The sequence below is a fragment of the Micromonospora sp. NPDC049799 genome (assembly GCF_040656655.1).
In the GTDB taxonomy this organism is placed as follows: domain Bacteria; phylum Actinomycetota; class Actinomycetes; order Mycobacteriales; family Micromonosporaceae; genus Micromonospora.
Genome location: NZ_JBFAMU010000038.1, coordinates 1 through 21,555, shown reverse-complemented (window position 1 = coordinate 21,555; position 21,555 = coordinate 1). Strand labels below are relative to the sequence as shown.

24 protein-coding genes and 1 riboswitch are annotated in these 21,555 nt (G+C 74.1%); of the genes, 11 read left to right on the top strand and 13 right to left on the bottom strand.

The annotated features are described in order from the left end of the window. The 3 genes from AB0I76_RS05785 to AB0I76_RS05775 form a co-directional block, all read right to left on the bottom strand. Positions 1-823: serine/threonine-protein kinase (locus AB0I76_RS05785; protein WP_357030340.1), on the bottom strand; the 823-nt coding region annotated here is incomplete at its 3' end. Positions 824-889: 66 nt separating this feature from the next. Next, entirely contained in the window at positions 890-1,501 is a 612-nt protein-coding gene (locus AB0I76_RS05780; protein WP_357030338.1) for a hypothetical protein, read from the bottom strand. A 63-nt stretch (positions 1,502-1,564) separates the two neighbouring features. Continuing rightward, positions 1,565-3,613, bottom strand: coding sequence for a SpoIIE family protein phosphatase (locus tag AB0I76_RS05775; protein ID WP_357030336.1), 2,049 nt, complete (start codon positions 3,611-3,613; stop codon positions 1,565-1,567). A gap of 194 nt (positions 3,614-3,807) precedes the next feature. On the opposite strand from AB0I76_RS05775, the gene AB0I76_RS05770 reads away from it, so the two are divergent. From AB0I76_RS05770 to AB0I76_RS05755, 4 genes are all read left to right on the top strand, one after another. Then, positions 3,808-4,284 carry an ATP-binding protein gene (locus AB0I76_RS05770; RefSeq protein WP_357030334.1) on the top strand — a complete coding sequence of 159 codons (477 nt, stop codon included), beginning with the start codon at positions 3,808-3,810 and terminating at the stop codon, positions 4,282-4,284. Between the two features lie 134 nt (positions 4,285-4,418). Beyond that, positions 4,419-4,847, top strand: a complete 429-nt coding sequence (locus tag AB0I76_RS05765) for an ATP-binding protein (protein WP_357030332.1) — start codon at positions 4,419-4,421, stop codon at positions 4,845-4,847. A 49-nt stretch (positions 4,848-4,896) separates the two neighbouring features. Beyond that, the gene (locus tag AB0I76_RS05760) at positions 4,897-5,727 is read left to right on the top strand and encodes an MEDS domain-containing protein (RefSeq protein ID WP_357030330.1); all 831 of its coding nucleotides are present in this window, start codon (positions 4,897-4,899) and stop codon (positions 5,725-5,727) included. Beyond that, complete coding sequence (locus tag AB0I76_RS05755) at positions 5,724-6,686, top strand: sensor histidine kinase (protein ID WP_357030328.1); 963 nt, start codon at positions 5,724-5,726, stop codon at positions 6,684-6,686. The genes AB0I76_RS05760 and AB0I76_RS05755 overlap by 4 nt, the downstream gene beginning before the upstream one ends. Before the next feature lie 18 nt (positions 6,687-6,704). On the opposite strand, the gene AB0I76_RS05750 is transcribed toward AB0I76_RS05755, so the two are convergent. From AB0I76_RS05750 to AB0I76_RS05740, 3 genes are read right to left on the bottom strand one after another with little or no spacing between them, the layout of a single operon-like run. Beyond that, positions 6,705-7,151: a DUF4383 domain-containing protein gene (locus AB0I76_RS05750; RefSeq protein WP_357030326.1), complete on the bottom strand. Its 447-nt coding sequence runs from the start codon at positions 7,149-7,151 to the stop codon at positions 6,705-6,707. Beyond that, positions 7,145-7,990, bottom strand: a complete 846-nt coding sequence (locus AB0I76_RS05745) for a cytochrome c oxidase assembly protein (RefSeq protein WP_357030324.1) — start codon at positions 7,988-7,990, stop codon at positions 7,145-7,147. The genes AB0I76_RS05750 and AB0I76_RS05745 overlap by 7 nt, the downstream gene beginning before the upstream one ends. Continuing rightward, entirely contained in the window at positions 7,987-8,538 is a 552-nt protein-coding gene (locus AB0I76_RS05740; protein ID WP_357030322.1) for a DUF2243 domain-containing protein, read from the bottom strand. Before AB0I76_RS05740 ends, AB0I76_RS05745 begins: the two co-directional genes overlap by 4 nt. A 94-nt stretch (positions 8,539-8,632) precedes the next feature. Here AB0I76_RS05740 and AB0I76_RS05735 point away from each other — a divergent pair, with 94 nt between their 5' ends. Further along, the gene (locus AB0I76_RS05735; protein ID WP_357030320.1) at positions 8,633-9,883 is read left to right on the top strand and encodes a DUF2786 domain-containing protein; all 1,251 of its coding nucleotides are present in this window, start codon (positions 8,633-8,635) and stop codon (positions 9,881-9,883) included. A gap of 627 nt (positions 9,884-10,510) precedes the next feature. Here AB0I76_RS05735 and AB0I76_RS05730 read toward each other — a convergent pair. From AB0I76_RS05730 to AB0I76_RS05715, 4 genes are all read right to left on the bottom strand, one after another. Next, a complete protein-coding gene (locus tag AB0I76_RS05730) occupies positions 10,511-10,684 on the bottom strand; it encodes a CsbD family protein (RefSeq protein WP_210833190.1) in 174 nt (57 codons plus the stop codon). Between the two features lie 140 nt (positions 10,685-10,824). After that, positions 10,825-13,080, bottom strand: a complete 2,256-nt coding sequence (locus tag AB0I76_RS05725; RefSeq protein ID WP_357030318.1) for a heavy metal translocating P-type ATPase — start codon at positions 13,078-13,080, stop codon at positions 10,825-10,827. A gap of 12 nt (positions 13,081-13,092) precedes the next feature. Further along, positions 13,093-14,079: a hypothetical protein gene (locus AB0I76_RS05720; RefSeq protein WP_357030315.1), complete on the bottom strand. Its 987-nt coding sequence runs from the start codon at positions 14,077-14,079 to the stop codon at positions 13,093-13,095. Positions 14,080-14,115: 36 nt separating this feature from the next. After that, positions 14,116-14,325, bottom strand: coding sequence for a cation transporter (locus tag AB0I76_RS05715; protein ID WP_357030313.1), 210 nt, complete (start codon positions 14,323-14,325; stop codon positions 14,116-14,118). Positions 14,326-14,420: 95 nt separating this feature from the next. Here AB0I76_RS05715 and AB0I76_RS05710 point away from each other — a divergent pair, with 95 nt between their 5' ends. After that, positions 14,421-14,723 carry a metal-sensitive transcriptional regulator gene (locus AB0I76_RS05710; protein WP_357030311.1) on the top strand — a complete coding sequence of 101 codons (303 nt, stop codon included), beginning with the start codon at positions 14,421-14,423 and terminating at the stop codon, positions 14,721-14,723. Between the two features lie 181 nt (positions 14,724-14,904). Here AB0I76_RS05710 and AB0I76_RS05705 read toward each other — a convergent pair whose 3' ends face one another. Both AB0I76_RS05705 and AB0I76_RS05700 read right to left on the bottom strand, forming a co-directional pair. Then, positions 14,905-15,531 (bottom strand): DUF305 domain-containing protein, encoded by a 627-nt coding sequence (locus AB0I76_RS05705; protein WP_357030309.1) that lies wholly within the window; start codon positions 15,529-15,531, stop codon positions 14,905-14,907. Positions 15,532-15,608: 77 nt separating this feature from the next. Continuing rightward, entirely contained in the window at positions 15,609-16,157 is a 549-nt protein-coding gene (locus tag AB0I76_RS05700) for a hypothetical protein (protein ID WP_357030307.1), read from the bottom strand. Between the two features lie 162 nt (positions 16,158-16,319). On the opposite strand from AB0I76_RS05700, the gene AB0I76_RS05695 reads away from it, so the two are divergent. The 3 genes from AB0I76_RS05695 (at position 16,320) to AB0I76_RS05685 (ending at position 19,207) form a co-directional block, all read left to right on the top strand. Further along, positions 16,320-16,520, top strand: coding sequence for a hypothetical protein (locus tag AB0I76_RS05695; protein WP_357030305.1), 201 nt, complete (start codon positions 16,320-16,322; stop codon positions 16,518-16,520). A gap of 22 nt (positions 16,521-16,542) precedes the next feature. Beyond that, a complete protein-coding gene (locus tag AB0I76_RS05690) occupies positions 16,543-17,892 on the top strand; it encodes a YibE/F family protein (RefSeq protein ID WP_357030303.1) in 1,350 nt (449 codons plus the stop codon). Between the two features lie 166 nt (positions 17,893-18,058). Continuing rightward, positions 18,059-18,189, top strand: a riboswitch (cyclic di-AMP (ydaO/yuaA leader). A 4-nt stretch (positions 18,190-18,193) separates the two neighbouring features. Beyond that, on the top strand, positions 18,194-19,207 hold the full coding sequence (locus AB0I76_RS05685; RefSeq protein ID WP_357030301.1) for a hypothetical protein: 1,014 nt from the start codon (positions 18,194-18,196) through the stop codon (positions 19,205-19,207). Between the two features lie 63 nt (positions 19,208-19,270). On the opposite strand, the gene AB0I76_RS05680 is transcribed toward AB0I76_RS05685, so the two are convergent. Then, the gene (locus AB0I76_RS05680; RefSeq protein ID WP_357030299.1) at positions 19,271-19,960 is read right to left on the bottom strand and encodes a carbonic anhydrase; all 690 of its coding nucleotides are present in this window, start codon (positions 19,958-19,960) and stop codon (positions 19,271-19,273) included. A gap of 195 nt (positions 19,961-20,155) precedes the next feature. On the opposite strand from AB0I76_RS05680, the gene AB0I76_RS05675 reads away from it, so the two are divergent. Next, positions 20,156-20,497, top strand: a complete 342-nt coding sequence (locus AB0I76_RS05675; RefSeq protein ID WP_357030297.1) for a MarR family winged helix-turn-helix transcriptional regulator — start codon at positions 20,156-20,158, stop codon at positions 20,495-20,497. Positions 20,498-20,506: 9 nt separating this feature from the next. Further along, the coding region (gene mycP, locus AB0I76_RS05670) for a type VII secretion-associated serine protease mycosin (RefSeq protein ID WP_357030295.1) at positions 20,507-21,555 on the top strand (1,049 nt) is incomplete at its 3' end.

Sequence of the window (21,555 nt, the reverse complement as noted above, 5' to 3'; positions counted from 1 at the left end):
GACTCGCACCGGCCGCCGCGCTCAGGAGCGCCGCCGCCTCGGCGGCGGCCGGTCGACGGCCCGGGTCCTTGTCGAGGCACCGTCGGCACAGGTCGGCGACCTCACCCGGCAGGTCGACGAGCGCGGGCAGTGCGGCGGGTTCCTGGTAGCGGTGGGCCGCGAGCATCTGGGTCGTCGTGGAGGCCCGCCAGGGGAGCTGCCCCGCCAGGGTGCGGTACAGCAGCAGGCCCAACGCGTACACGTCGGTGGCCGGCCGGACCAGGCCCGTCTCCAGCCGCTCCGGCGCGAGGTACGCCGGCGTCCCGAGCAACTGCCCGGCCGCGCGGTCGTTCTCCCCCGAGGTGGCCGAGATGCCGAAGTCGACCAGCTTCACCCCGGAGCCGGCCACCACCACGTTGCCCGGCTTGACGTCGCGGTGCACCACCCCGCGCTCGTGTGCGGCGGCCAGCGCTGCGGCCACCTGCGCGGAGATCAGCACCGCCACCCGCCAGGGCAGCGGCCCGCCGGTGAGCAACTGCGACAGTGTCCGGCCCTCGATGAGCTCCATCACCACGTACGGCAGCGGGCGTCCCTCGGGACCGGCCGCCTCGGCGTAGTCGTACACCTCGACGATGTTCGGGTGGCGCAGGCGGGCGGCCGCGCGAGCCTCGGACCGCACACGGTCGAGCAGCAGCGGATCGTCGGCCAGGTCCGGCGACAGCACCTTGACCGCGACGTCCCGCTCGAGCACCTCGTCGTGGGCACGCCAGACCACCGACATGCCGCCGGCACCGAGCCGGTCCCGCAGTCGGTAGCGACCGTCCATCAGGTCCCCGGTGTTCATCACCGGCAACCATGCCCAGCCGACCGGGGGAGAAAACGTCGACCCTGGACGGCACCGCGCACGGGATCAGCGGGCGGGAAGCGCCTGCGCCAGTTGCGTCGCGCCCGCCACGAGGGCCGCGTAGCCGTCCTCGCCGACCTTGCCCTCCCGGCGAAGCTCGACCAGCTTCGCGGCGAACTCGCGCAGCTTCTCCCGCGCCCCGTTCACGTCGCCGTCGGCGATGTTCTGCTCCACACCCTGCAGGCGTTTGCGCAGCTCACGACCGGCACCGCGGTGCACCTGATCCTGCCGGACGAGAGTGTCCAGCGTCGACCGCAGCTGCGCGACGAGGTCGGCGGGACGCACCCGGCGGGGCGGTGACGGTGCGGCCGTGGGTGTGCTCGACGGCGTCGGGGACGCGGACGGCTCCTCGGGCACCGGCTCCTCGGCCACCAGGGGCGTCCCGGTGTCGACCGGGGTGGCGAAGGCGGCTCCACGGCCCGGCCCGTCCGCGCCGTCGTCACCGGAAAGGGCGACCATCAGCCCGGCGACGACGACCACGACGGCTGCGGCCGCCACGGCGATCCACATCGTCCGGCTACCGTCGTCGGCGGCACGGTGCCGGCTCCGGCCGGCGGCCACCGGCGGAGTTGCCGCCGCCGTACGCACGGTCGGCTCAGGGTCGGACGAGGCGAGCACGCCGACATCATGCCAGAGCACGCACGTCGCGACCGGCCGGCGGGAGCCGGCTGGTCAGGGGCGTCAGCCGGTCAGTCGCAGGGCGAGGACCGCGAGGTCGTCGGCCTGGGGGCCGCGCTGGTAGGCCGCCACCTCCTCGCGGATCCGGCCGACTACCAGGCTCGGGTCGCCGCCGGGCAGGTCCTGCAGCAGGCTGACGAGGCGTTCCTGACCGAAGAGGCCCTCCGGGCCGCGTGCCTCGATGACGCCGTCGGTGTAGAGGACCAGGGTGTCGCCGGGGCACAGGTCAACGGTGCGCTGGCCGAGTCGGACCTCCGGGAAGGCGCCGAGGATGACGCCGCGAACGGAGATCACGTCGACGTGCCCGTCGGCACGGCGGACCAGGGCTGGCGGGTGCCCGCCGGACGCGAGGTCCAGGGTTGCGGCACCCTCCCGGAGGCGCAGCCGGGCACAGGCGACGGTGACGAACCGGTCCACGTCCGGGTCGGCGGTGAGCCGCTCGTGCAACGCGCGCAGGGCCTCCGCCGGTGGGGCCTGCGCCGCGGTGATGCGCAGCGTGTGCCGGGCGAGCCCGGTGACCGAGGCGGCGTTGACGCCACGGCCCGCGACGTCGCCGATGACGGCCACCCACTCGGCGTCGGTTTCGGCACGGACCGGGAAGACGTCGTAGAAGTCACCACCCACCTCCGCCGCGTCGCCGGTCACGTACGCGGCGGCGATGTCGACGCCCGGGACGTGCGGCAGCCGGGTGGGCAGCAGGCTGCGTTGCAGGCGTACGGCGGTTTCGTGCTCGCGCTGGTAGAGCTGGGCGCGGGCCAGCGCCTGCCCGGCGAGACCCGCGACGGCGGTGAGGACGTCCCGGTGCTCGACCTCGAAGGGCTGCTCCCGGTGGAAGGCGAAGGTCAGCACTCCCGCGGCGGTGCCGCGGCCCCGCAACGGGATGACGGCGATGGCGTGGTCTCCCGTCTGGTCGCGCGTCGCGGCGAGGTCCGGGTACCGGGAGATCAGGGCCTGCGGGTCAGGGAAGAAGATCGGTCGACCCGTACGAAGTGCCTCGGCGACGGGGTGGTCGGCGTCGCGGTCGACGCCGACCCAGCGCGCCGGCGGCTCACCGCTGGCCGCCGTGCTGGGCACGAAGTCGATGCGGGTGCCGCGCTCGTCGAGCAGGGCCACCCCGGCCACGTCCGCGCCGGCGGCCCGGACACCGGTGGAGACGACGGCCTCGACCACGTCGTCGACGGTGAGGGCCTGCGCGAGCGCCGCGGTGAAGCGTTGCAGCCGGCGGGCCCTCTGTTCACCGCGTCGGCGGGCGGTGACGTCGGTGACGAGGATCGCCAGCGCGGCGATCTCCCCGGACGCCCCGGGCACGGCGAAGTAGCTGCTCAGCCAGCTCCTGTCGGCGTACGACATCTCCATGTCGCGGACCGTCCGGCCGGTGGCGGCGACCTCGTTCAGGACGCCTTCGAGCAGATCGGCCACCTGGGGCAGGACCTCGCGGAGCCGGCGGCCGAGGTGCGCGGCGACCGGCTTCTCGTTCCAGGCGGCGAGGATCGGGTTGATCCGCAGGTAGCGCAGCTCGGTGTCGAGGACGGCGATGCCGACGGGCGCATTGTCGATCAGGGTGTCGAGAACCGCCAGGCTGGTGGCCCGGTCGGCCGCCAGTTCGCCCACCCCCACGGGGGCGTCGGGGCTGTCGACCTCGTCGAAGATGACCGCCACCGAGGTCGGTGCCGCGGCGGCGGCCCCGTAGACGGGGTAGTAGCTGCCGCGCCAGCGGCGTGCGCCCGGACGGGCCGGGGTGGGGCCGACGATGTCGACGTCGACGGCCGGCTCGCCGGTGGCCAGGACGCGCCGGACGACCGCCCCGATCGACGCCGGGATGCCCGGCAGGAGGTCGGCGACCCGACGTCCGACGTGCTCGGCAGGCGTGCGGCCGTTGATGTCCGCCGCACGCTTGTTGACCAGGACGAACCGCAGGTCGGCATCGAGCACGCTGACCGCTACCGGCAGGTGCACCAGCACCGTCTCCAGCAGGGCCAGGTCGATCCCCCGGGAGCTGCCAACGGTGGCCGGGGACCGCCGCGGCGGGGCGTCGGGCAGCTGGGGTCGCATCGCCTGCTCCGGTACCACCGCACCCCCTTCACCCGACTGGCGGGTGGGTCCGACCCTGCGCCTGAACGTACCTGTCTACCGGGCGCGCGGCGAGCCGTGCGCCACACCTTCCCGAAGGAGGGCGTGGGCGGACCGCCGGGTGCTTGCCGTCGAGCAAAGGTCGCGCCCTCCCGAAAACCCCGTAACCTGCGGACATGAGCGATGAGGGGCAGTCGGAGCCGAGTCGCCCGTACCGTCCTCCGCTGTCCGGCCCGCGCGACCCGATCCTGCTGGCCCGGACGTTCACCGCCGCGACGGTGACCGGGCTGCGCCACCTGCTCGCCGTCCGCGTCGCAGCCGCCGGACTCGCCGGCGAGCCGGCGGACGACTTCGTCCTCGCCGTGCACGAACTGGTCACCAACGCGGTACGGCACGGCGGCGGGACCGGCCATCTCCAGCTCGTCCGGCGCGGCGACGTCATCCACTGCACGGTGACCGACCACGGCACCGGTCAGGACGGGTTGTCCGTCGACCTTCCGGAGACCAACGTGCCCGGAGGGCGCGGCCTCTGGCTGGCCCACCACCTGACCGGGACCCTGGTCCTCCAGCGCCAGCCCGGCGGTCTGGCCGCCACGGTCACCGTCCACCTGTCCGGCCCCGTCGGTCCGGCTCCCCGCTCGCCCCGAGGGTGACCTGAGGATCGCCGGCGTGGCACGCGGAAGGGCCCGCGCGCCGCGGCCCTTCCGGCCGGGTCCGTACGGTCGTTCGACCGACCACCGGGCGGCGGCGGGCTTGGGTGACTCCCGCACCGGGTACAGACCGGGTCATGGCCAGAATCAGCACCTCACCGCCCCCGCCGCAGGCCACCGAGTTGCGACGGTGGACGCTGTCGGACGCCGCGCAGCTGCGTGGTCTCCGCGCCTCCCTGCACGAGGAGCTGACCGGGAACGTGCTCGCCGAGGGGGCCTCCCTCGGCGAGGTGCCCGAGGTGATGGTGCTGATCGCGACCGAACTGTCCACCAATGCGCTGCGGCACGGCATCCCGCCCACCATCGTCCGGCTGCTGGCCACCGACGACTGCCTGATCCTGGACGTGGCCGACCACGACCTGACCCACATGCCGGACCTCGACGAGGTCCAACCGGCCGACCCCGGGGGGCGTGGCCTCCAGATCGCCCGGGCGGTCTCCCTCGACGTCGGCTGGTACGCCACGGACGACACCAAGAACATCTGGGCCTCGTTCCCCCGGGCCTGAGCGGCCGCCGGCGCGGGTGCCTGGTCGCGGGCGACCTATGCTGGACGGCGTGAGGAGCCCCCGGACCGGCGAGCGAGCGCGCCGCCACGTCTGCTGGGCGTACGACGACCTGGAGTCCTTCGCCGTCGAGGCGGAGCGCTACCTCCTCGACGGCCTGGCCTCCGGTGCGCAGGTCTGGTACGTGACGGCCCGCCCCGACGACGCGGTGAGCACGCACCTGCGTCGTCTGCCCGCCTTCGCCGACGCCCTCGCCCGGGGTGCGGCCGAGGTCGTCCCGCTGGCCTCGACCTACACCTCCGGCGGGGTCGTCACGCCGGCCGCCCAGATCGCCGCGTACGCCGACGCCACCGCGGCGGCGCTGGCCGCCGGCCACACCGGGCTGCGCGTCGTCGCCGACGCGACCGAACTGGTACGCACTCCGGCGCAGCTCGACGCGTTCTGCCGCTACGAACACCGGATCGACCGCTGGATGCACACCCGGCCGTTCCGGGCGATGTGCGCGTACGACCGGGCGCGGCTCGGTCCGGCGGTCGCGGAGCTCGCGTGCCTGCATCCGGTGGCCAACGTCGACGAGCCGCAGTTCCGCCTGTTCGCCGCCCCGCCCGGCGAGGGTCACGCCGAGGTCGCGGGCGAGGTGGACGCCGACAACCGGCACCTGTTCCGCACCGCGCTGGACCGCGCGGACCTGCACCCCGACGACGGTGAACTGGTACTGCGGGCGGGCGACCTGAGCTTCCTGGACCACCGGGCGCTGGTGACCCTGGACGAGTACGCGCGCCGCCGCGGGGCCACCGCCGTCCTCCGGACGTCCCGGTCCGCCGTCGCCCGTCTGGTCGCCCTCCTGTCCCTGTCGTCGGTGCGGGTCGAGGTGGGGCCGTGAGGACCGGCGCGCCCGCCCAGCACCGGGGCTACTACCACGTGGGCCTCCAGTACGACACCGACGACGAGCTGCTCGCCGTGGTGGTGCCGTTCCTGCTCGGCGGCGTCGAGGCGGGCGAGCCGACCTTCGTGGCGCTGGGCGAGCGCACCGGCGGCCTGGTCCGCGCGGCGCTGCCGGCCGGTTCCGGGGTGCGATTCCTGCCCGGCGGCGAGGTGTACGCCCGACCGGCCGCCGCCATCCGCGCCTACCGTGAGTTGCTGGCCGAGCAGGTGGCGGCCGGTGCGGAACAGATCCGGATCATCGGCGAGCTGCCCACGACCACGTTCGGCGCGACGTGGGACTGGTGGGCCCGGTACGAGTCGGCGATCAACCACGCGTACGACGACTTCCCGCTCTGGAGCATGTGCCCGTACGACACGCGGACCACCCCGGCGGCGGTGCTCGCGGACGTGGCCCGGACCCATCCCCGCTTCGCCACCGCCGACGGCTTGCACGTGCCCAGCGACGGCTGGACCGCGCCGGACACCTTCCTGCGGGAGGCCCGGCCGATCCCGCCGGACCCCATCCAGGAGACGCCTCCGACCGTCGTGCTGGTCGAGCCCACGCCGGCGGAGGCCCGCAGCGCCGTCTACGACGCCGACCGGGGGCAGCTCAAGGAGGACGACGTCGAGGACCTCGTCGTGGCCGTCAGCGAGATCGTCACGAACGCGCTACGGCACGGCCGGTCCCCGGTCCGCCTGCGACTCTGGGCCGGTGACGACCGCATCGTGGTCTCGGTCAGCGACGCCGGCCCCGGCCCGCTGGACCCGTACGCCGGGCTGCTCCCGGCCTCCGACGGCTCACCCGGCGGCCTGGGCCTGTGGATCACCTACCAGTCGTGCAGCCATGTCTCCCTGCACCGGGGTCCCGACGGCTTCACCCTGCGGATGACCGCCGGGAACCCCCACCCGACCCGCTGAACGTCCGGTCCCGGTCGGTCACCGGCGGTTGGCCGGCCGGCGGCTCAGGGCCAGCCCGAGGCCGATCATGCCCAGCCCGAGGAACAGGTGCAGCCAGTTGTCGGCCCCGTTCAGCGGGACGAAGTTGGCGCCGCTCTCATGGTCGATCACCAGACCGTAGAGCCAGAGGACCAGGTAGATGGCACCGCCGCCGACCAGGTAGGTGCGGGCACTGGCGACCGTCCGGGCCAGGGCGAGCCCGGCGACGCCGAACGCCAGGTGCACGAGGTTGTGCAGGATCGACACCTGGAAGAGCCCGAGCAGCTTCGCCTCGGACTCGTGCCCGGCGAACTGCATGGTGTCGTAGTTGCTGGTGATGCCCGGAATGAAGCCGAGGATGCCGACCAGCAGGAAGACCGCCCCGACAACCTGCGCCGCAGTGCGTATCGGGTGCTTCCCGGTGTTCGCGCCAGTCCTGTTCACCATCGCGTCAACCCCTCATCGAAGGACAATTGGCAGCTTCTCTGCCCCGGCGGATCCCCGTGAAACAGGCGATCAACCCCCCGGGGACGGTTCCGCGCGTACCAGGTCGCGAAGAGGGCGGTGGCGAGCAGCAGTTCCGCCACGTCGCCGCCGTACCACATGAGCCGGGCGGCGTCCTGGAGAGCGTGCACGTCCCGGTCGGGGAGGCCGGGCGGCAGGGTGGCGGCGTGGGCGTACAGGTACTTGGCCAGCACCGCGTGACCGGCCGCCGCGCCGAGCAGCGCGCCAGCCCGCACGGCCAGGCCGGGCCGGCGCGGTGCCGGATCCGGTCCGGCCACCGACCAGGCGAAGAGGTAACCGGCGGCCAGGTAGTGCAGGTGGATGCCGTGGTGCAGCGCGGGATGCCGTTCCGCCGTGGCGTACAGCGGGGTGAGCAGCACCAGCGCCAGCCCGCCGGTGGTGAGCAGGGCGGCGCTCACCGGGTGGGCGAGCAGGTGCAGTGGCCGGGCCCGCAGCAGGCGCCCGACGGGGCGCCGCACGGGCGGCACCACCCGCAGCAGCAGGGTCACCGGCGCTCCGAGCGCCAGACCCAGCGGAGCGACCATGCCGAGCAGGAGATGCTGCGCCATGTGCGCCCGGGGGTCACCGGGCGCGCCCGCCAGCGGACCGACAGCCAGGGCGAGCGCCGCGCACCCCGCGAGCCAGGCGGCGGTACGCCCCGGTCGCCAGCCGCGCCGGTCCCGGGACACCGCGAGCAGGTACGCGCCGGCCAGCAGGGCGACCGGGACGAACGCCAGCAGGCCCGGGTCGCCTCCGGAGCCGGCGTGCGCGAGGACCGTCACGGCCGGCCGCCGGGCCGGGGACGGCGACGGGCCCGCCACACCACGGCGGCACCGGCCAGCAGCAGCACGGCGCCGGAGGAGTTCCACACCACGTCGTACGGCAGCAGGTGCACCCCGTACCGGATCTGGTGCAGCCGGAGCACCTTGTGGTCGACGACGCCGTCGAAGAGCTGGAACGCCCCGGCCCCGAGCAGGAACCCGCCCCAGGCGGCCCGGGGCAGCAGCGCGCCCCGACGGCGCAGGTCCGCGAACCAGAAGAACCCGCCGACCAGGGCCAGCAGCTCCGCCGCGTGCAGCAGCCCGTCGGCGAGCAGGCCGACCGACAGCGTGGACCGGTCGTAGAAGTGGTGCCAGCCGAGAAGCTGGTGGAAGACGATCTCGTCCACCGCCGCCATCACGGCGGCACCGATCACCCCCGCCGCCAGCACCGAGCGACGCCACGCCGACCCCGCCATCCCCACCGCCTCACGTCGTGCCCCGTCGCCCGTACCCAGCGCAGGAGGAACCATGCCCTCCGCGCCCACCCCGACCCGGGTGGGACCTGTCACGACCGGACGGGGGGCGGCCGGTTCCGGGGGTACGGTCGGCGGGCGGGCACGGGTTCTCCTGGCACGCCCACACATCAGCGGAAGGGACGCGGCCGTGCCGGACGTCGACGACCTGATCAACGACGCCCTCGCGGCGGTACGCGGCACCGACGTACGCCTCGCGGAGCGGCAGCTCGACCGGCTGATGATCGCCGGCGCCGCGGACGGCGGGGTGGCCGTGGACGCGGCGCTGGTCCGGAGGCTGGTGACCAGGGTCGCGCGGCTGGCCCCACGCGGCGGGCAGCCGGCGGACCTGGCCCGGATCGCCGTCCGCCGGCTCGGCGCCGCGTCCGCCGCGCTGGTGGTGGACGCCCTGGCCGCGCAGCGCCGCGACCTGCCCGACCCGGTCCCGCCGTGGTGGGACGCCCACCTGCGTGACCTGGACGCCCAGGTCTGGTGGGACGACGACGAGCGGCACCTCGCCGCCTGGGCGGGCCGGCACGGCCTGGACCGGTTCACCGCGCTGCGGACGGCGGTGGACGTGCTCGCACTGGTCGAGGGGCTCCCACCGATCGCCGTGCTCCGTCCGCCGCCCGGCGTGACCGGGGCGACCAGAGCGGTGTCCACGCCCGTCCGGTCCGGCTCCCGGATGCTCGACCGGGTGCGGGCTCTGCTGGCCAAGGCCGAGTCGACGACCTTCCCGGCCGAGGCCGAGGCGCTGACCGGGAAGGCGCAGGAGCTGATGGCCCGGCACAGCATCGACCAGGCGCTGCTCGCCCCCGGCGCGGAACGCGGCGACCTGCCCGACGGTGTGCGCCTCGGCACCGACCCGCCGTACGCGGGGGCGAAGGCGCTGCTGGTGCAGGAGGTGGCGGCGGCCAACCGGTGCGAGGCGGTGTGGTCCGACGACCTCGGGTTCACCACCGTGCTCGGCTGGCCGGCGGACCTGGAGGCGGTCGAGCTGCTCTACACCTCGCTGCTGGTCCAGGCCACCGCCGCGATGCTGCGCGGCCGGGGCGAGCGCCGCGGCGGTGGCGCCCGACGCACCCGCGGCTACGACGAGTCCTTCCTCAACGCGTTCGCGGTGCGGATCGGGGAACGGCTGCGCGCCGCCACCGAGGAGGCGAACCGGCAGGCCGTCGAGGCGGCGGGTCCGGACCGGCTGCTGCCGGTGCTCGCCGCCCGCACCGAGGCGGTCCGGGAACACCTGGACACCCTCTTCCCGGGCGTGACCCGGGCCCGGCTCACCGTGCACGACGAGGAGGGCTGGTCGTCCGGCACCTCCGCCGCCGACCGGGCGTCACTTAGCGGCCCGGCACCGTCCCGCCCGACCCGGCAGGTACGCGGCCGGCGCGGCCCGCGCTGACCGACCTCCCATCCGCAGCGAGCGCGCAACTTCCCGGAAAGAGTGGCCATCCGATGCGGAATGGCCACTCTTTCCCGGAAGTTGTGCAGGCGCGGCGGCGGCAATCTCCCGCGACGCCGATGAGTTCCGGCCGGCGTGGACGTCAACCCCGCATGAGCATGGTGGCCTGTCAGATCTCGATGTCCCTGGACGGCTTCGTGGCCGGCCCTGACCAGAGCCTCGCGGACCCGGTCGGCCGGGGCGGCCTGCGGCTGCGCTGACCGACGGGGCGGCCGGCGTGCGTCACGGGGGCGCGCGCCGGCCGGCGGCTTCTCAGGGAGTCGCGGAAGGGCTCGGAGCGGGGACGGGCGGTGCCTGCGGCCCGTCCCCTCGGGCCTCGTGACCGCCGAGCGCGAGCACGATCAGGGCGAGCACGGCGGCAGCGCGCCGGGCGACGACGACAGACCGGGACACCGGTCACCCCCGTTCGGGTACCACTTGTCCACGTGGGACGGGTGCTTGTCCAGTAGGGACCGTGCGAGCCGGATCGGCGCCACGAGGGGCACCGTCCTGGCAACGAGTGGGCTCGTCGGCGGGACACGGACCGCCGGGCCGACGTGGTCGGCCCGGCGGTACGCGTACGCGAGATCAGCTCTTGAAGGCGTCCTTGATCTTCTCGCCGGCCTGCTTGAGCTTGGCGCCGGCCTGGTCGTTGCGGCCCTCGGCCTCGAGCCGCTCGTTGTCGGTGGCGCGGCCCGCGCCTTCCTTGAGCTTGCCGGCGGCGTCCTCGGTCGTGTTGTTGATCTTGTCGTCGAAACCCATGTCAACCTCCGGATCATTGGTGCCGGTACACCTTTGATGTACCCCCGCCCACCCGGTTGAACCGTCACCGGTCACCCAGCGTCGCCGCGGCCGTCGCCGCCGGTCCGCTCGCGACGAGGGACCGGCGGCGCGCGGTGGGCTCAGGCGACCGGCCGGAAGCCCCGCAGCCGCAGGCTGTTGGCCACCACGAAGACCGACGAGAATGCCATCGCGGCCCCGGCGATCATCGGGTTGAGCAGGCCGGCGGCGGCCAGCGGCAGAGCCGCCACGTTGTAGGCGAACGCCCAGAACAGGTTGCCCTTGATGATGCCGAGGGTCCGCCGGGAGAGCCGGATCGCGTCCACCGCGGCCGTCAGGTCCCCCCGTACCAGGGTCAGGTCGGACGCCTCGATCGCCACGTCCGTCCCGGTGCCCATGGCAAGCCCCAGGTCGGCCTGGGCGAGCGCGGCGGCGTCGTTGATCCCGTCGCCGACCATCGCCACGACCTTCCCCTCGCCCTGGAGCCGCTTCACGACGTCGACCTTGTCGGCCGGCAGCACCTCGGCGATCACCTCGTCGATGCCGACCTCGGCCGCCACCGCCCTCGCGACGGTGGTGTTGTCGCCGGTCAACAGCACCGGGGTCAGCCCCAGGTCGCGGAGCCGTGCCACCGCCGTCCGGCTGGTCGGCTTCACCACGTCCGCGACCGCGAGGATTCCCCGGGCCCGGCCGTCCCACCCGGCCAGGACCGCCGTCCGTCCCGCCGCCTCCGCTCCGGTCGCCGCCCGCACGACCTCCTCCGGTACGTCGAGACCCCGCTCCCGCAGCAGCCGGAGCCGGCCGACGACCACCTCACGGCCCTCGACCGACCCGGTCACGCCGAGGCCCTCGACGTTGGCGAAGCCGGTCACCGGCGGCAGCGTGCCGGCCTCCGCCGCACCGGCCGCGACCGCCTGGGCGATGGGGTGTTCGGACGCGGACTCCAGCGCCCCGGCCAGCCGGAGCAGCTCGGCCCGGTCCCCGCCGGCCGCCGGCAGCACGTCCACCAGGGTCATCCGGCCGGTGGTGACGGTGCCGGTCTTGTCCAGCACCACGGTGTCCACCCGCTTCGTGGACTCCAGCACCTCCGGCCCCTTGATCAGCACCCCGAGCTGGGCGCCCCGGCCGGTGCCGACCAGCAGCGCGGTCGGTGTGGCCAGACCGAGGGCACACGGGCAGGCGATGATCAACACCGCCACGGCGGCGGTGAACGCGGCGGTCGCGCCCGACCCCGTACCGAGCCACCAGCCCAGCGTCCCCACCGCGAGGGCGATCACGATCGGCACGAAGACGCCGGAAATCCGGTCGGCGAGCCGCTGCACGGCCGCCTTGCCGGTCTGCGCCGCCTCGACCAGCCGTGCCATCTGGGCGAGCTGGGTGTCCCCGCCGATCCGGGTGGCGGTGACCACCAGCCGGCCGCCGGCGTTCACCGTCGCGCCGACCACGGCGTCGCCCGGGCCGACCTCGACCGGAACCGACTCGCCGGTCAGCATGCTGACGTCCACCGCCGAGCTGCCCTCGGCGACCACCCCGTCGGTAGCGATCTTCTCGCCGGGGCGGACCACGAACCGGTCCCCCACCGCGAGCTGGTCGACCGGGATCCGGGTCTCGGTGTCGCCCCGCAGGACCGCGACGTCCTTCGCCCCCAGCTCCAGCAGGGCACGCAGTGCCGCCCCGGCGGTCCGCTTCGACCGCGCCTCGAAGTAGCGGCCGGCGAGGATGAACACGGTCACCCCGGCCGCCGCCTCCAGGTAGATGTTGCCCCCACCGTCACCCCGGACGATGTCCAGGCTGAACGGGTGGGTCATCCCCGGCACGCCGGCCGTGCCGAGGAACAGCGCCCAGAGCGACCAGCCGAACGCCGCCAGGGTGCCCAGCGACACCAGCGTGTCCATGGTCGCCGCGCCGTGCCGCAGGTTGATCCAGGCGGCCCGGTGGAAGGGCAGCCCGCCGTAGACCACGACCGGGGCGGCCAGGGTCAGCGACAGCCACTGCCAGTACTCGAACTGCCAGGCCGGCACCATCGCCAGCACGACCACCGGCACGGTGAGGACCGCCGAGACCCACAGCCGCGTACGCAGGCCACGCAGCTCGTCGACCGGCTCGCCGGCCGGCTCCGCTCCCGCCGCAGCGGGCGGCGGCGGGAGTACGGCGGTGTACCCGGTCTTCTCCACCGTGGCGATCAGGTCGGCCGGGGTGATCTCGTCGGCGTACCGGACGGTGGCCTTCTCCGTGGCGTAGTTGACCGTGGCGGTCACGCCGTCCATCCGGTTCAGCTTCTTCTCGATCCGGGCCGCGCAGGAGGCGCAGGTCATGCCGCCGATCGACAGCTCGACCTGGTTCGGGGCCACCGGTAGTGACCCGCGTGTCGTCGTCATCGCGCGCTCCCGTCAGTCGTGTCCGTGACCGGGGGTGCCGTGGTCGGCGTCCGGACTCGGGTTGGGTGGCGACGTCGCCGCCGGGGTACTCGTCGCGGCCGGGGTGCTCGTCGCCGCAGGGGTGCCCGCGGTGACGGTGAACTCGGCGGTGCGGACCCGGCCCCCGTGCTGGAAGTCCAGGTAGAGCCGGTACGTGCCGGCCGACGGCACCTCCGCGAAGAAGGTCACCTCCGGGCCGGGCCGGGTCCGCCCGTCACCGGGCGCCCCGTCCGGGTGCACGTGCAGGTACGCCAGGTCGCCCCGCCGCAGCGCCACCAGGTGCCCGTACGCACCGAGGTAGGGCTCCAGGTCGGTGACCGGCGTGCCGTTCCGGCTCACCGAAAGGGTCAGCTCGGAGGTGCGGCCGGGCTGGAGCGCGCCGGCCAGGGTCACGGTGTAGCCGTCGACCGTGGTGCTGGTGGCCGGGGCCGGCAGCGGCCGCTCGGCCAGCGCCCCGGGGACGGTCACGTCCGTGCCGAGGGTCAACGCCTCCCCGCCGGTCGGGGTGAAGTCGGCGAACGCCCGCCACACCCCGGGCCCGGCCAGGGGGGAGTCGACGCGCCAGGTGCCGTCGGGCGCCATCTCGGGGTGGACGTGGCGGAAGCCGGACAGGTCCCGGCGGGCCACGATCAGGTGCATGCGCTTGTCGTGCGCGACGTCGTACGCGGTCACCGGCCGCCCGTCGGGGCCGGTGACCCGGAAGGCGAACTCCCCGCTCGGGGCGCCCACCGGCTCGAAGGTGTAGCCACGGTCGGAGACGAGCAGCCCGCCGGGCAGGTGCGCGTCGTCCGCCGCACCGCCGCTGTCGCCGTGGCTGTCGTCGCCGTGACCGCTGTCGCTGTCGTGGTCGGCTTCGGCGGCGGGGGCGACGGGGCCGGCGACCTGGCCGACCCCGTACGCCGTGCCGAACACCGCCGCGAGGCCGAGGGCGAAGCCGCTCAGCTTGATCGCCGTGTTCATCGTGGTACCTCGGTTTCTCCGGGTCGGGTGGACCCGTCACGCACCGGCGAGGTCGTACCCGGCCTCGTCGACGGCGGCGCGCACGGTGTCGGTGTCCAACGGGGTCTCGCTCGTGACGGTGACCTGGCCGGTGGCTAGATCGACCTGGACGTCGGTGACGCCGGGGATGGCGCCCACCTCGCTGCTGACCGAGTTGACGCAGTGCCCGCAGGTCATGCCCGTGACCTGGTACGTGTTGGTGACCATCGGAACTCTCCTCTCGCGGCTTCCTATCATACCCCTCAGGGGTATCGACCTCGAGAACGTACCATACCCCCGAGGGGTACGGTAGACTCGTCGCCATGACCACACCGACGCCCGCCCCGATCCGGGGCTACACCGCGACGAAGGACCAGCTGCTCGCACGGCTGCGCCGGGTGGAGGGTCAGGTCCGCGGGATCGAGAAGATGGTCGACGAGGACCGCTACTGCATCGACGTCCTCACCCAGATCTCCGCGATCCAGGCCGCCCTCGACAAGGTCGCCCTCGGTCTGCTCGACGGGCACGCCCGGCACTGCATGCACGAGGGCGCGGCCGAGGGTCGGGCCGACGAGATGGCCACCGAGATGATGGCCGCCGTCGGCCGCCTGATGAAGCGCGGCTGACCGCCCCGCCCACCGCCCCCCGCCCCCCGCTCCCCGCTCCCCGCTCGCAACTTCGGGGAAAGTGTGGCCATCCGACGCGGAATGGGCACACTTTCCCCGAAACTGCACGACCCCGGGCGGCGCCCCCAGAGGGCCGGCGAGGCCCGCCGAGGGCCCGTGCCGCCCGACGGGCCGGTTTCGATCAGAGCCGGTCGAGGATCTTGCGCATGGTGGCGATCTCCGCCTGCTGGGACGTGATGATCTGCTGCGCGAGGTCCTTGGCGCGCGGGTCGGCGCCCTCGGACAGCTCGGTCTGGGCCATCGTCACCGCACCCTCGTGGTGGGCGATCATCATGGTCAGGAACTGTCGGTCGAACTCGCGGCCGGAGGCGGCCGCCAGCTTCGACATGTCGGCCTCGGACATCATCCCGGGCATGCCGTGGTCCATGTGCGGCATCTCGGCGCCGGGAGACGGCGCCGGCCGACCCCACTCGGCCAGCCAGCCGCTCATGGTGGCGATCTCCGGCCCCTGCGCGGCCTTGATCTGCCCGGCGAGCCGCTTGACCTCCGAGTCGCCGGCCCGGGTGGTGGCCAGGTCGGCCATCTCCACGGCCTGCTGGTGGTGCGGAATCATCATCTGGGCGAACATGACATCGGCGTCGTCGACGGTCGCCGCGCTCGCGCCCGCCGAGGGGGCGGCGCCGGTGGCGGCGGGCATGCCGTGGTTCCCGCCGGACGAGTGATCCCCGCCGCAGGCGGTCAGGACGACGGCGGCGGTGACGGTGGCGCCGGCCAGGGCGGCACGGCGCGCGATGGTACGAGTGTTCACGGTTGAGCCTTTCGGTTTCTCGGGACGTACGCGACACGACGGGAGCGCGGAGCAGCGTCCTGCACCGCGCGTCGCGCCTATCTGCGCAGCACCGAGACCGTGGCGAGGCGAAGACCGACGGGGCGCGGCGGGGGTGCCCTCGAAGCACCCGGAGGACGGTCGCCGCTCCGGCGGCCCGGCTCGCCCGCCCCCGTCACGGTCGCGAAGAGGACCGCCAGCAGGAGCGACATGCCGAAGGCGCCGAGCACCGCCAGACAGACACCCCAGTCGGGGAACCCTCCACCCGTGCCACCGGCGGCGAGCAACGGCCCGTGCGGGCAGCCTGTGGGGCAACCCGCGTCACCGGGAACGACCGCGGCGACGAGCCGGAGTTTCCCCGCGGCGACGAGCCGGACGTCCCTTGCGGCATCGTGGTCGCCGACCGTCCCGCTGGGCGGCGGCGCGCCCTCGTGGGCCGACGCGCCGTCGTGCGCGGGGGCGCCGTCGTGCGCGGGGGCGACAGGCTCGTGCCCGGCGGCGTGCGTCCCGTGGCCGAGCGTGTGCATGACGGCCAGGCCGAACAGGGTGGCGACGACCAGGAGCAGCCGGGTCCACCGCCCGGCCGCCACGTTTGCCGTCGTCCGCACACGACTACGCTAGCGTGCCGACCGCCCGGCGGGGCTGCGGCGTTAACAGGGGGCCCTTCCGCTACCGCAGGCGTTGACGGGGGGCCCTTCCCTACATGCGCCACGGTCGACACCGGGCCTCGCGAGCGGCGTCGGAGGGTGGCGGTGGCTACGATTCGGCCGATGGCTCTCCGGCTCCCGCACCACCCGACCCGTTCCCGCAGCCGGTCGGCGACCTCGCCGACCGCCCGTGGTCGGGGCCACCCGGACCGGACCGTCGCGGTACGTGGCCGAACCGACACGGGAGGATCATCTCCCCGGTTCGCGGTGACCGCCGTGGTCGGAACCCTGAACCGACCGGCCCGCTGGCACGTACCCGCCTGAGGATTCGTTGGGAGACACGCACATGGGCGCCGACCACACCCGTCCCGTCCCGTCCACCCCGCCCGGGGTGCGGCGGATCCTCGTCGCGACGGTGGTCCCCCTCTTCGTCGCGACCATGGTCGCCGCCCTGGTGCTCTGGCCCCGCAACGCCCCCGAGACCGACCAGGGCACGGAGCCGCCCCGCTACCACGGCACCGTGACGAGAGTCGTCAGCGAAGCCTGCCCGCCGCGACCCGACACCCCGGAGGGGCCACCGGGCGCCACGGACGGGCCGTGCGGCCGCGTGACCGTACGCGTCGACGAGGGGCCGGACGCCGGGCAGCAGGTGGAGACGCCGATCCCCGTCGGGCCGGGCGCACCGACGGTGGCGGCGGGCGACGAGATCATCCTGGTGGAGCTGCTCGACCCGGCCGACCCGACGGTCAGCAGCTACAACATCGCGGAGCACCAGCGCGGCGCACCGCTGGTCTGGCTCGTGGCCCTCTTCGCCGCCGCGATCGTCGCGTTCGGGCGGTGGCGCGGGCTGGCCGCGCTCGCCGGCCTCGCGGCGAGCTTCGCCATCCTGCTCACCTTCGTGCTGCCCGGGATCAGCGCCGGGCAGTCGCCGCTGCTGGTCGCGGTCGTCGGCGCCGCGTTGATCATGTTCGTGGTGCTCTACCTGACCCACGGGGTGACCGCGCAGACATCCGTGGCGGTGCTCGGGACGCTCGGCAGCCTGGTGCTGACCGGCGTGCTCGGCACGCTCGCCACCGCCGCGACCCACCTGACCGGGTACGGCAGCGAGGACGCCACCACGCTGTCGATGTACCAGGCCGACGTCGACCTGCACGGGCTGCTGCTGGCCGGCATCATCATCGGCTCGCTCGGCGTGCTCGACGACGTCACGGTCACCCAGGCCGCCACGGTCACCGAACTGGCGCACGCCAACCCCGGGCTGACCCGGTTGCAGCTCTACCGGGCGGCGACCCGGGTCGGCCGCGCGCACATCGCCTCCACGGTGAACACGATCGTGCTGGCGTACGCAGGCGCCTCGCTGCCCGTGCTGCTCCTGCTCACCGCCGACTCGCGGGCGGTGACCCAGATCCTCACCAGTGAGTTCCTGGCCCAGGAGATCGTCCGCAGCGCGGTCGCCACCCTGGGTCTGATCGCCGCGGTGCCGCTCACCACCGCGTTGGCGGCCGTGGTCACCACGGCCGGCCGGCGGGGTGGTACGGCCACCGCCGGCGACACACCGCCCGACCCGCCGCTCCCCCGGGCGGCGGTACGGGCGGAGGCGCTGGAGGCGCTGAGCGCCCCCCGCGCGACGGACACCTCCCCCGCCACCCCCGGCAGGTGGCCCGACCGGGACAGGAGCACGGACACCGCATGGTGAAACTGCGTAGCGTGATCACGCGGACCCACCCGCCTGATAGTCGCGTCACTGGTCATCGGCTTTGGCGTCGAAATAGCTCGTTTGGTCGGCTACCAGACGTAGATCCCCAGGACGACTGTCGGGTAACCTCGCTGCCGGTCACCGCCGAAGGCGCGCAGCGGCGCCTGCGGTGCCGCCGCCCAATCGCCGCGAGGCGAACCGGGGACCCAGGTACCTGGGGTGAATCCGCGAATGCGGTAGGGGCCACTTCCGCCCCGAACCCGTCAGCTAACCCGGTCGGCGGTCGACGGAAGGGAACACTGTGACGGCACCCCTACGCCGCTGGTTGACACCTGTGGTGGCCGTGCTCGCCGCGCTGGTCGTGTTCGTCGGGCCCCTCCCGGCGTCCGCCGCACCGGCACCCCCGAAGCCCTCGGGCCACGACAGCCAGCCGACGTTGCTCAACGACGTCATCGAGGCCAAGAACCGTGACTTCGTGAAGGCCGAGGCGGCCCTGAAGAAGTCGCAGAAGCGCCAACGGGAGCTGGAGCTGGAGGTCAGCCGGCTCCAGCGCGAGCTGAACGCGCTCGCGCCGCAGGTCAACGAGATCGCGGCCCAGTCGTACCGGAGCGGACGGATCGGCGCCGTGTCGATGTTGCTGGAGGCCCGGACCCCGGACTCCTTCGTGCAGCGCGCGGGCGCCCTGGACGAGCTGAACATGGTCAACGCCAAGCAGCTCGCCGAGGTCAACGCGGCCAAGGCCCGCGTGCAACAGGCGAAGCTGGCGGTCGACACCGAGGTCCGGGACCAGCAGCGCCTGAGGAACAACATCAACCGGGATCGGGCCGCGGCCGAGAAGGCCCTCGACCTGGTCGGCGGCACCGGCCTCACCGGCGGCCTGGTGAACGCCACGTCACCGGTCGCCCGGGTCGCACCGGGCCGGACGGCGGACGGCGACTGGCGGTCCGAGTCGTGCAGCCAGCCCGACCCCACCACCTCCGGCTGCGTCACGCCCCGGACGCTGCACATGTACAAGGAGGTCAAGCGGGCCGGCTTCACCCGGTTCGTGGGCTGCTACCGGTCCGGTGGGCCGTACGAGCATCCCAAGGGCCGCGCCTGCGACTGGTCGCTCCAGAACAGCGGCTTCCGGTCCTGGTACAACAACGACACCCGGATGTACGGCAACAACCTGACCGCCTTCCTGGTCCGCAACGCCGACCGGCTCGGCATCTACTACGTCATCTGGAACCGACAGATCTGGTTCCCGGCGACCGGGTGGAAGTCGTACAGCGGTCCCTCGAACCACACCGACCACGTCCACGTGTCGCTGCTCTGACGGCGACCCGGACAGCGTGTCGAAGGGCCGCCCCCGGTCGGGGGCGGCCCTTCGTCGTAGCGGTCAGACGGCGGTCACGGCGGCCGGCACGTCAACCGACGCGACCGGCGGGCCGCCCGCGGACATCTCGGCCACCGTGCGGACCTCGCCAGCGGTGAGCCGGTACGACATGCCGACCACCGCGCAGCGGCCGGCGTCGACCTCGGCGGCGAGCGCGTCGGAGCTGGCCAGCATCGCCTCGACGGTCTGCGCGATGTGGATGTCGACGATCCCGTCGACGTCCCACACGCCCTGGGCCTCCGCCCGGCGCACGCTCGGCACGACGGCGTCCACCATCGCACCCAGGTGCCCAGCGGGTGACGTGCCGGTCCTGGCGGCCTCGCGCGCCGCCTGCACCGCACCGCAGGAGTCGTGCCCGAGCACCACCACCAGCGGCGTACGCAGGACGGTCACCGCGTACTCCACGCTCCCCAGCACCTCGGAGCCGAGGGTGTGCCCGGCGGTGCGTACGACGAAGAGGTCACCGAGGCCCCGGTCGAAGATGATCTCGGCGGCGAGCCGCGAGTCGGAGCAGCCGACGACCACCGCGAACGGGTGCTGCCCGTCGGCGACCGCCGCGCGGTGACCGGCGTCCTGGTTGGGATGTCGGGGCGCGCCGGTGACGAAGCGCCGGTTGCCGGCCTGGAGTTCCGCGAGTGCCTGCCGTGGGGTTGTCGGGCCCGGTGGGACACCGGGCGGTTCGACGCGACTCATTCGCTCACCTCGTGCTCACGAGACGGACCTGGTCGGACCCCGGCCGACGGTGGACGCGGGCCGCCTCCACCGTCACACGCACGCCAAGGCACGTCAAGGTATACGTGATCTGCACTTCATGTGTTTGACAACGGTGGTCACTTCCCGGCCCGGGGGCGGGACCAAAACCGGAACGCCAGGTCATACGATGACGACATGGCGACGACAGGGGAGCACGGGAGCACCCGGAACTGGACCTTCCTCACCAACCACGCGCACGTGCTGCTCGCCATCGCCCGCAACCCCACCGCCCGGCTGCGGGACGTCGCCGACGAGGTGGGTGTCACCGAGCGCGCCGCCCAGGCGATCGTCGCCGACCTGGAGGCCGGCGGCTACCTGCACCGCACCCGCGTGGGCCGGCGCAACGAGTACACGTTGAACCCGGCCGGGCACTTCCGGCATCCGGCGGAGGCCGACCGGCAGGTGGGCGACCTGCTCGCCCTCTTCACCGATGAGCCGGCCGGAAGCGACACCCGGTCCGCGCGCGCCGGGCGGTAGTCTCACCGCGTGCGCGAGAGCATCCGACCGGGCGGGGCCGGCCCCGCCCGCCGTACCGTGGGCCGGATCGGGACCGTCCTCTGTGGAGTCGTCCTTGTCGGCGCCGCGGTCGTCGCGCCGGTCCCGGCCGCCGTGGCGGCACCCCGGTGCGGTCCGCCCGGCGACAGCACCCCCGCCGAGACACCGTGGCCGCTGCGCCGGCTGGAGCCGACGTCGGCCTGGCCGCTCTCCCGGGGTGCCGGCGTCACCGTGGCGGTGATCGACTCGGGCGTCTCGGCCACCCACCCGGCCCTGCTCGGGCGGGTCCTCGAAGGGCGCGACTTCAACGGCCTGCCCCGGCAGCAGGGCCGCTGCGACCTTGCCGGGCACGGCACCGTGGTCGCCGGTCTGATCGCCGGCCGCGACGACACCGGCGTACCGTTCAGCGGCGTCGCACCGGAGGCCCGGATCCTGCCGGTACGCGTCCTGCCGGACAACGAGACCCGCATGGACGAGGCGCTCCCCGGCGAGATCGCCGAGGCGATCCGGTGGGCGGTGGAGAACGACGCCGACGTGATCAACCTGTCGCTGGTGACCCTGGACCGGCCCGTGCTGGCCGACGCCGTCCGGGAGGCGCTCGACGAGGGTGTCGTCCTGGTGGCCGCCGCCGGCAACCGCTCGGAGAACCAGCAGGACCTGCCGGCGTACCCGGCCGCGTACCCGGGCGTCATCGCGGTCGCGGGCGTCGACGAGCAGGGCGGCCACGTCGGGTCCTCGGTCAGCGGCAACTACGTCGACGTCGCGGCACCGGGCCAGAACATCGTCGGTCCCGCCCCCGGCGGAGAGGGGTACCTCGCCGCCGGGGAGGGCACCAGCTTCGCGACCGCGTACGTCTCCGGCGTCGTCGCCCTGGTCCGCGCCGCGCACCCCGATCTCTCCCCGGAGCAGGTCGCCGACCGGCTGATCCGCACCGCCGACGCCCCGCCCGCCGGGGTGGACCCCCAGGTCGGGCACGGGGTGGTGAACCCCTACCGGGCGGTGGCCGACCTGCTGGGCACGCGCGCCGACCCGCCGGCCGG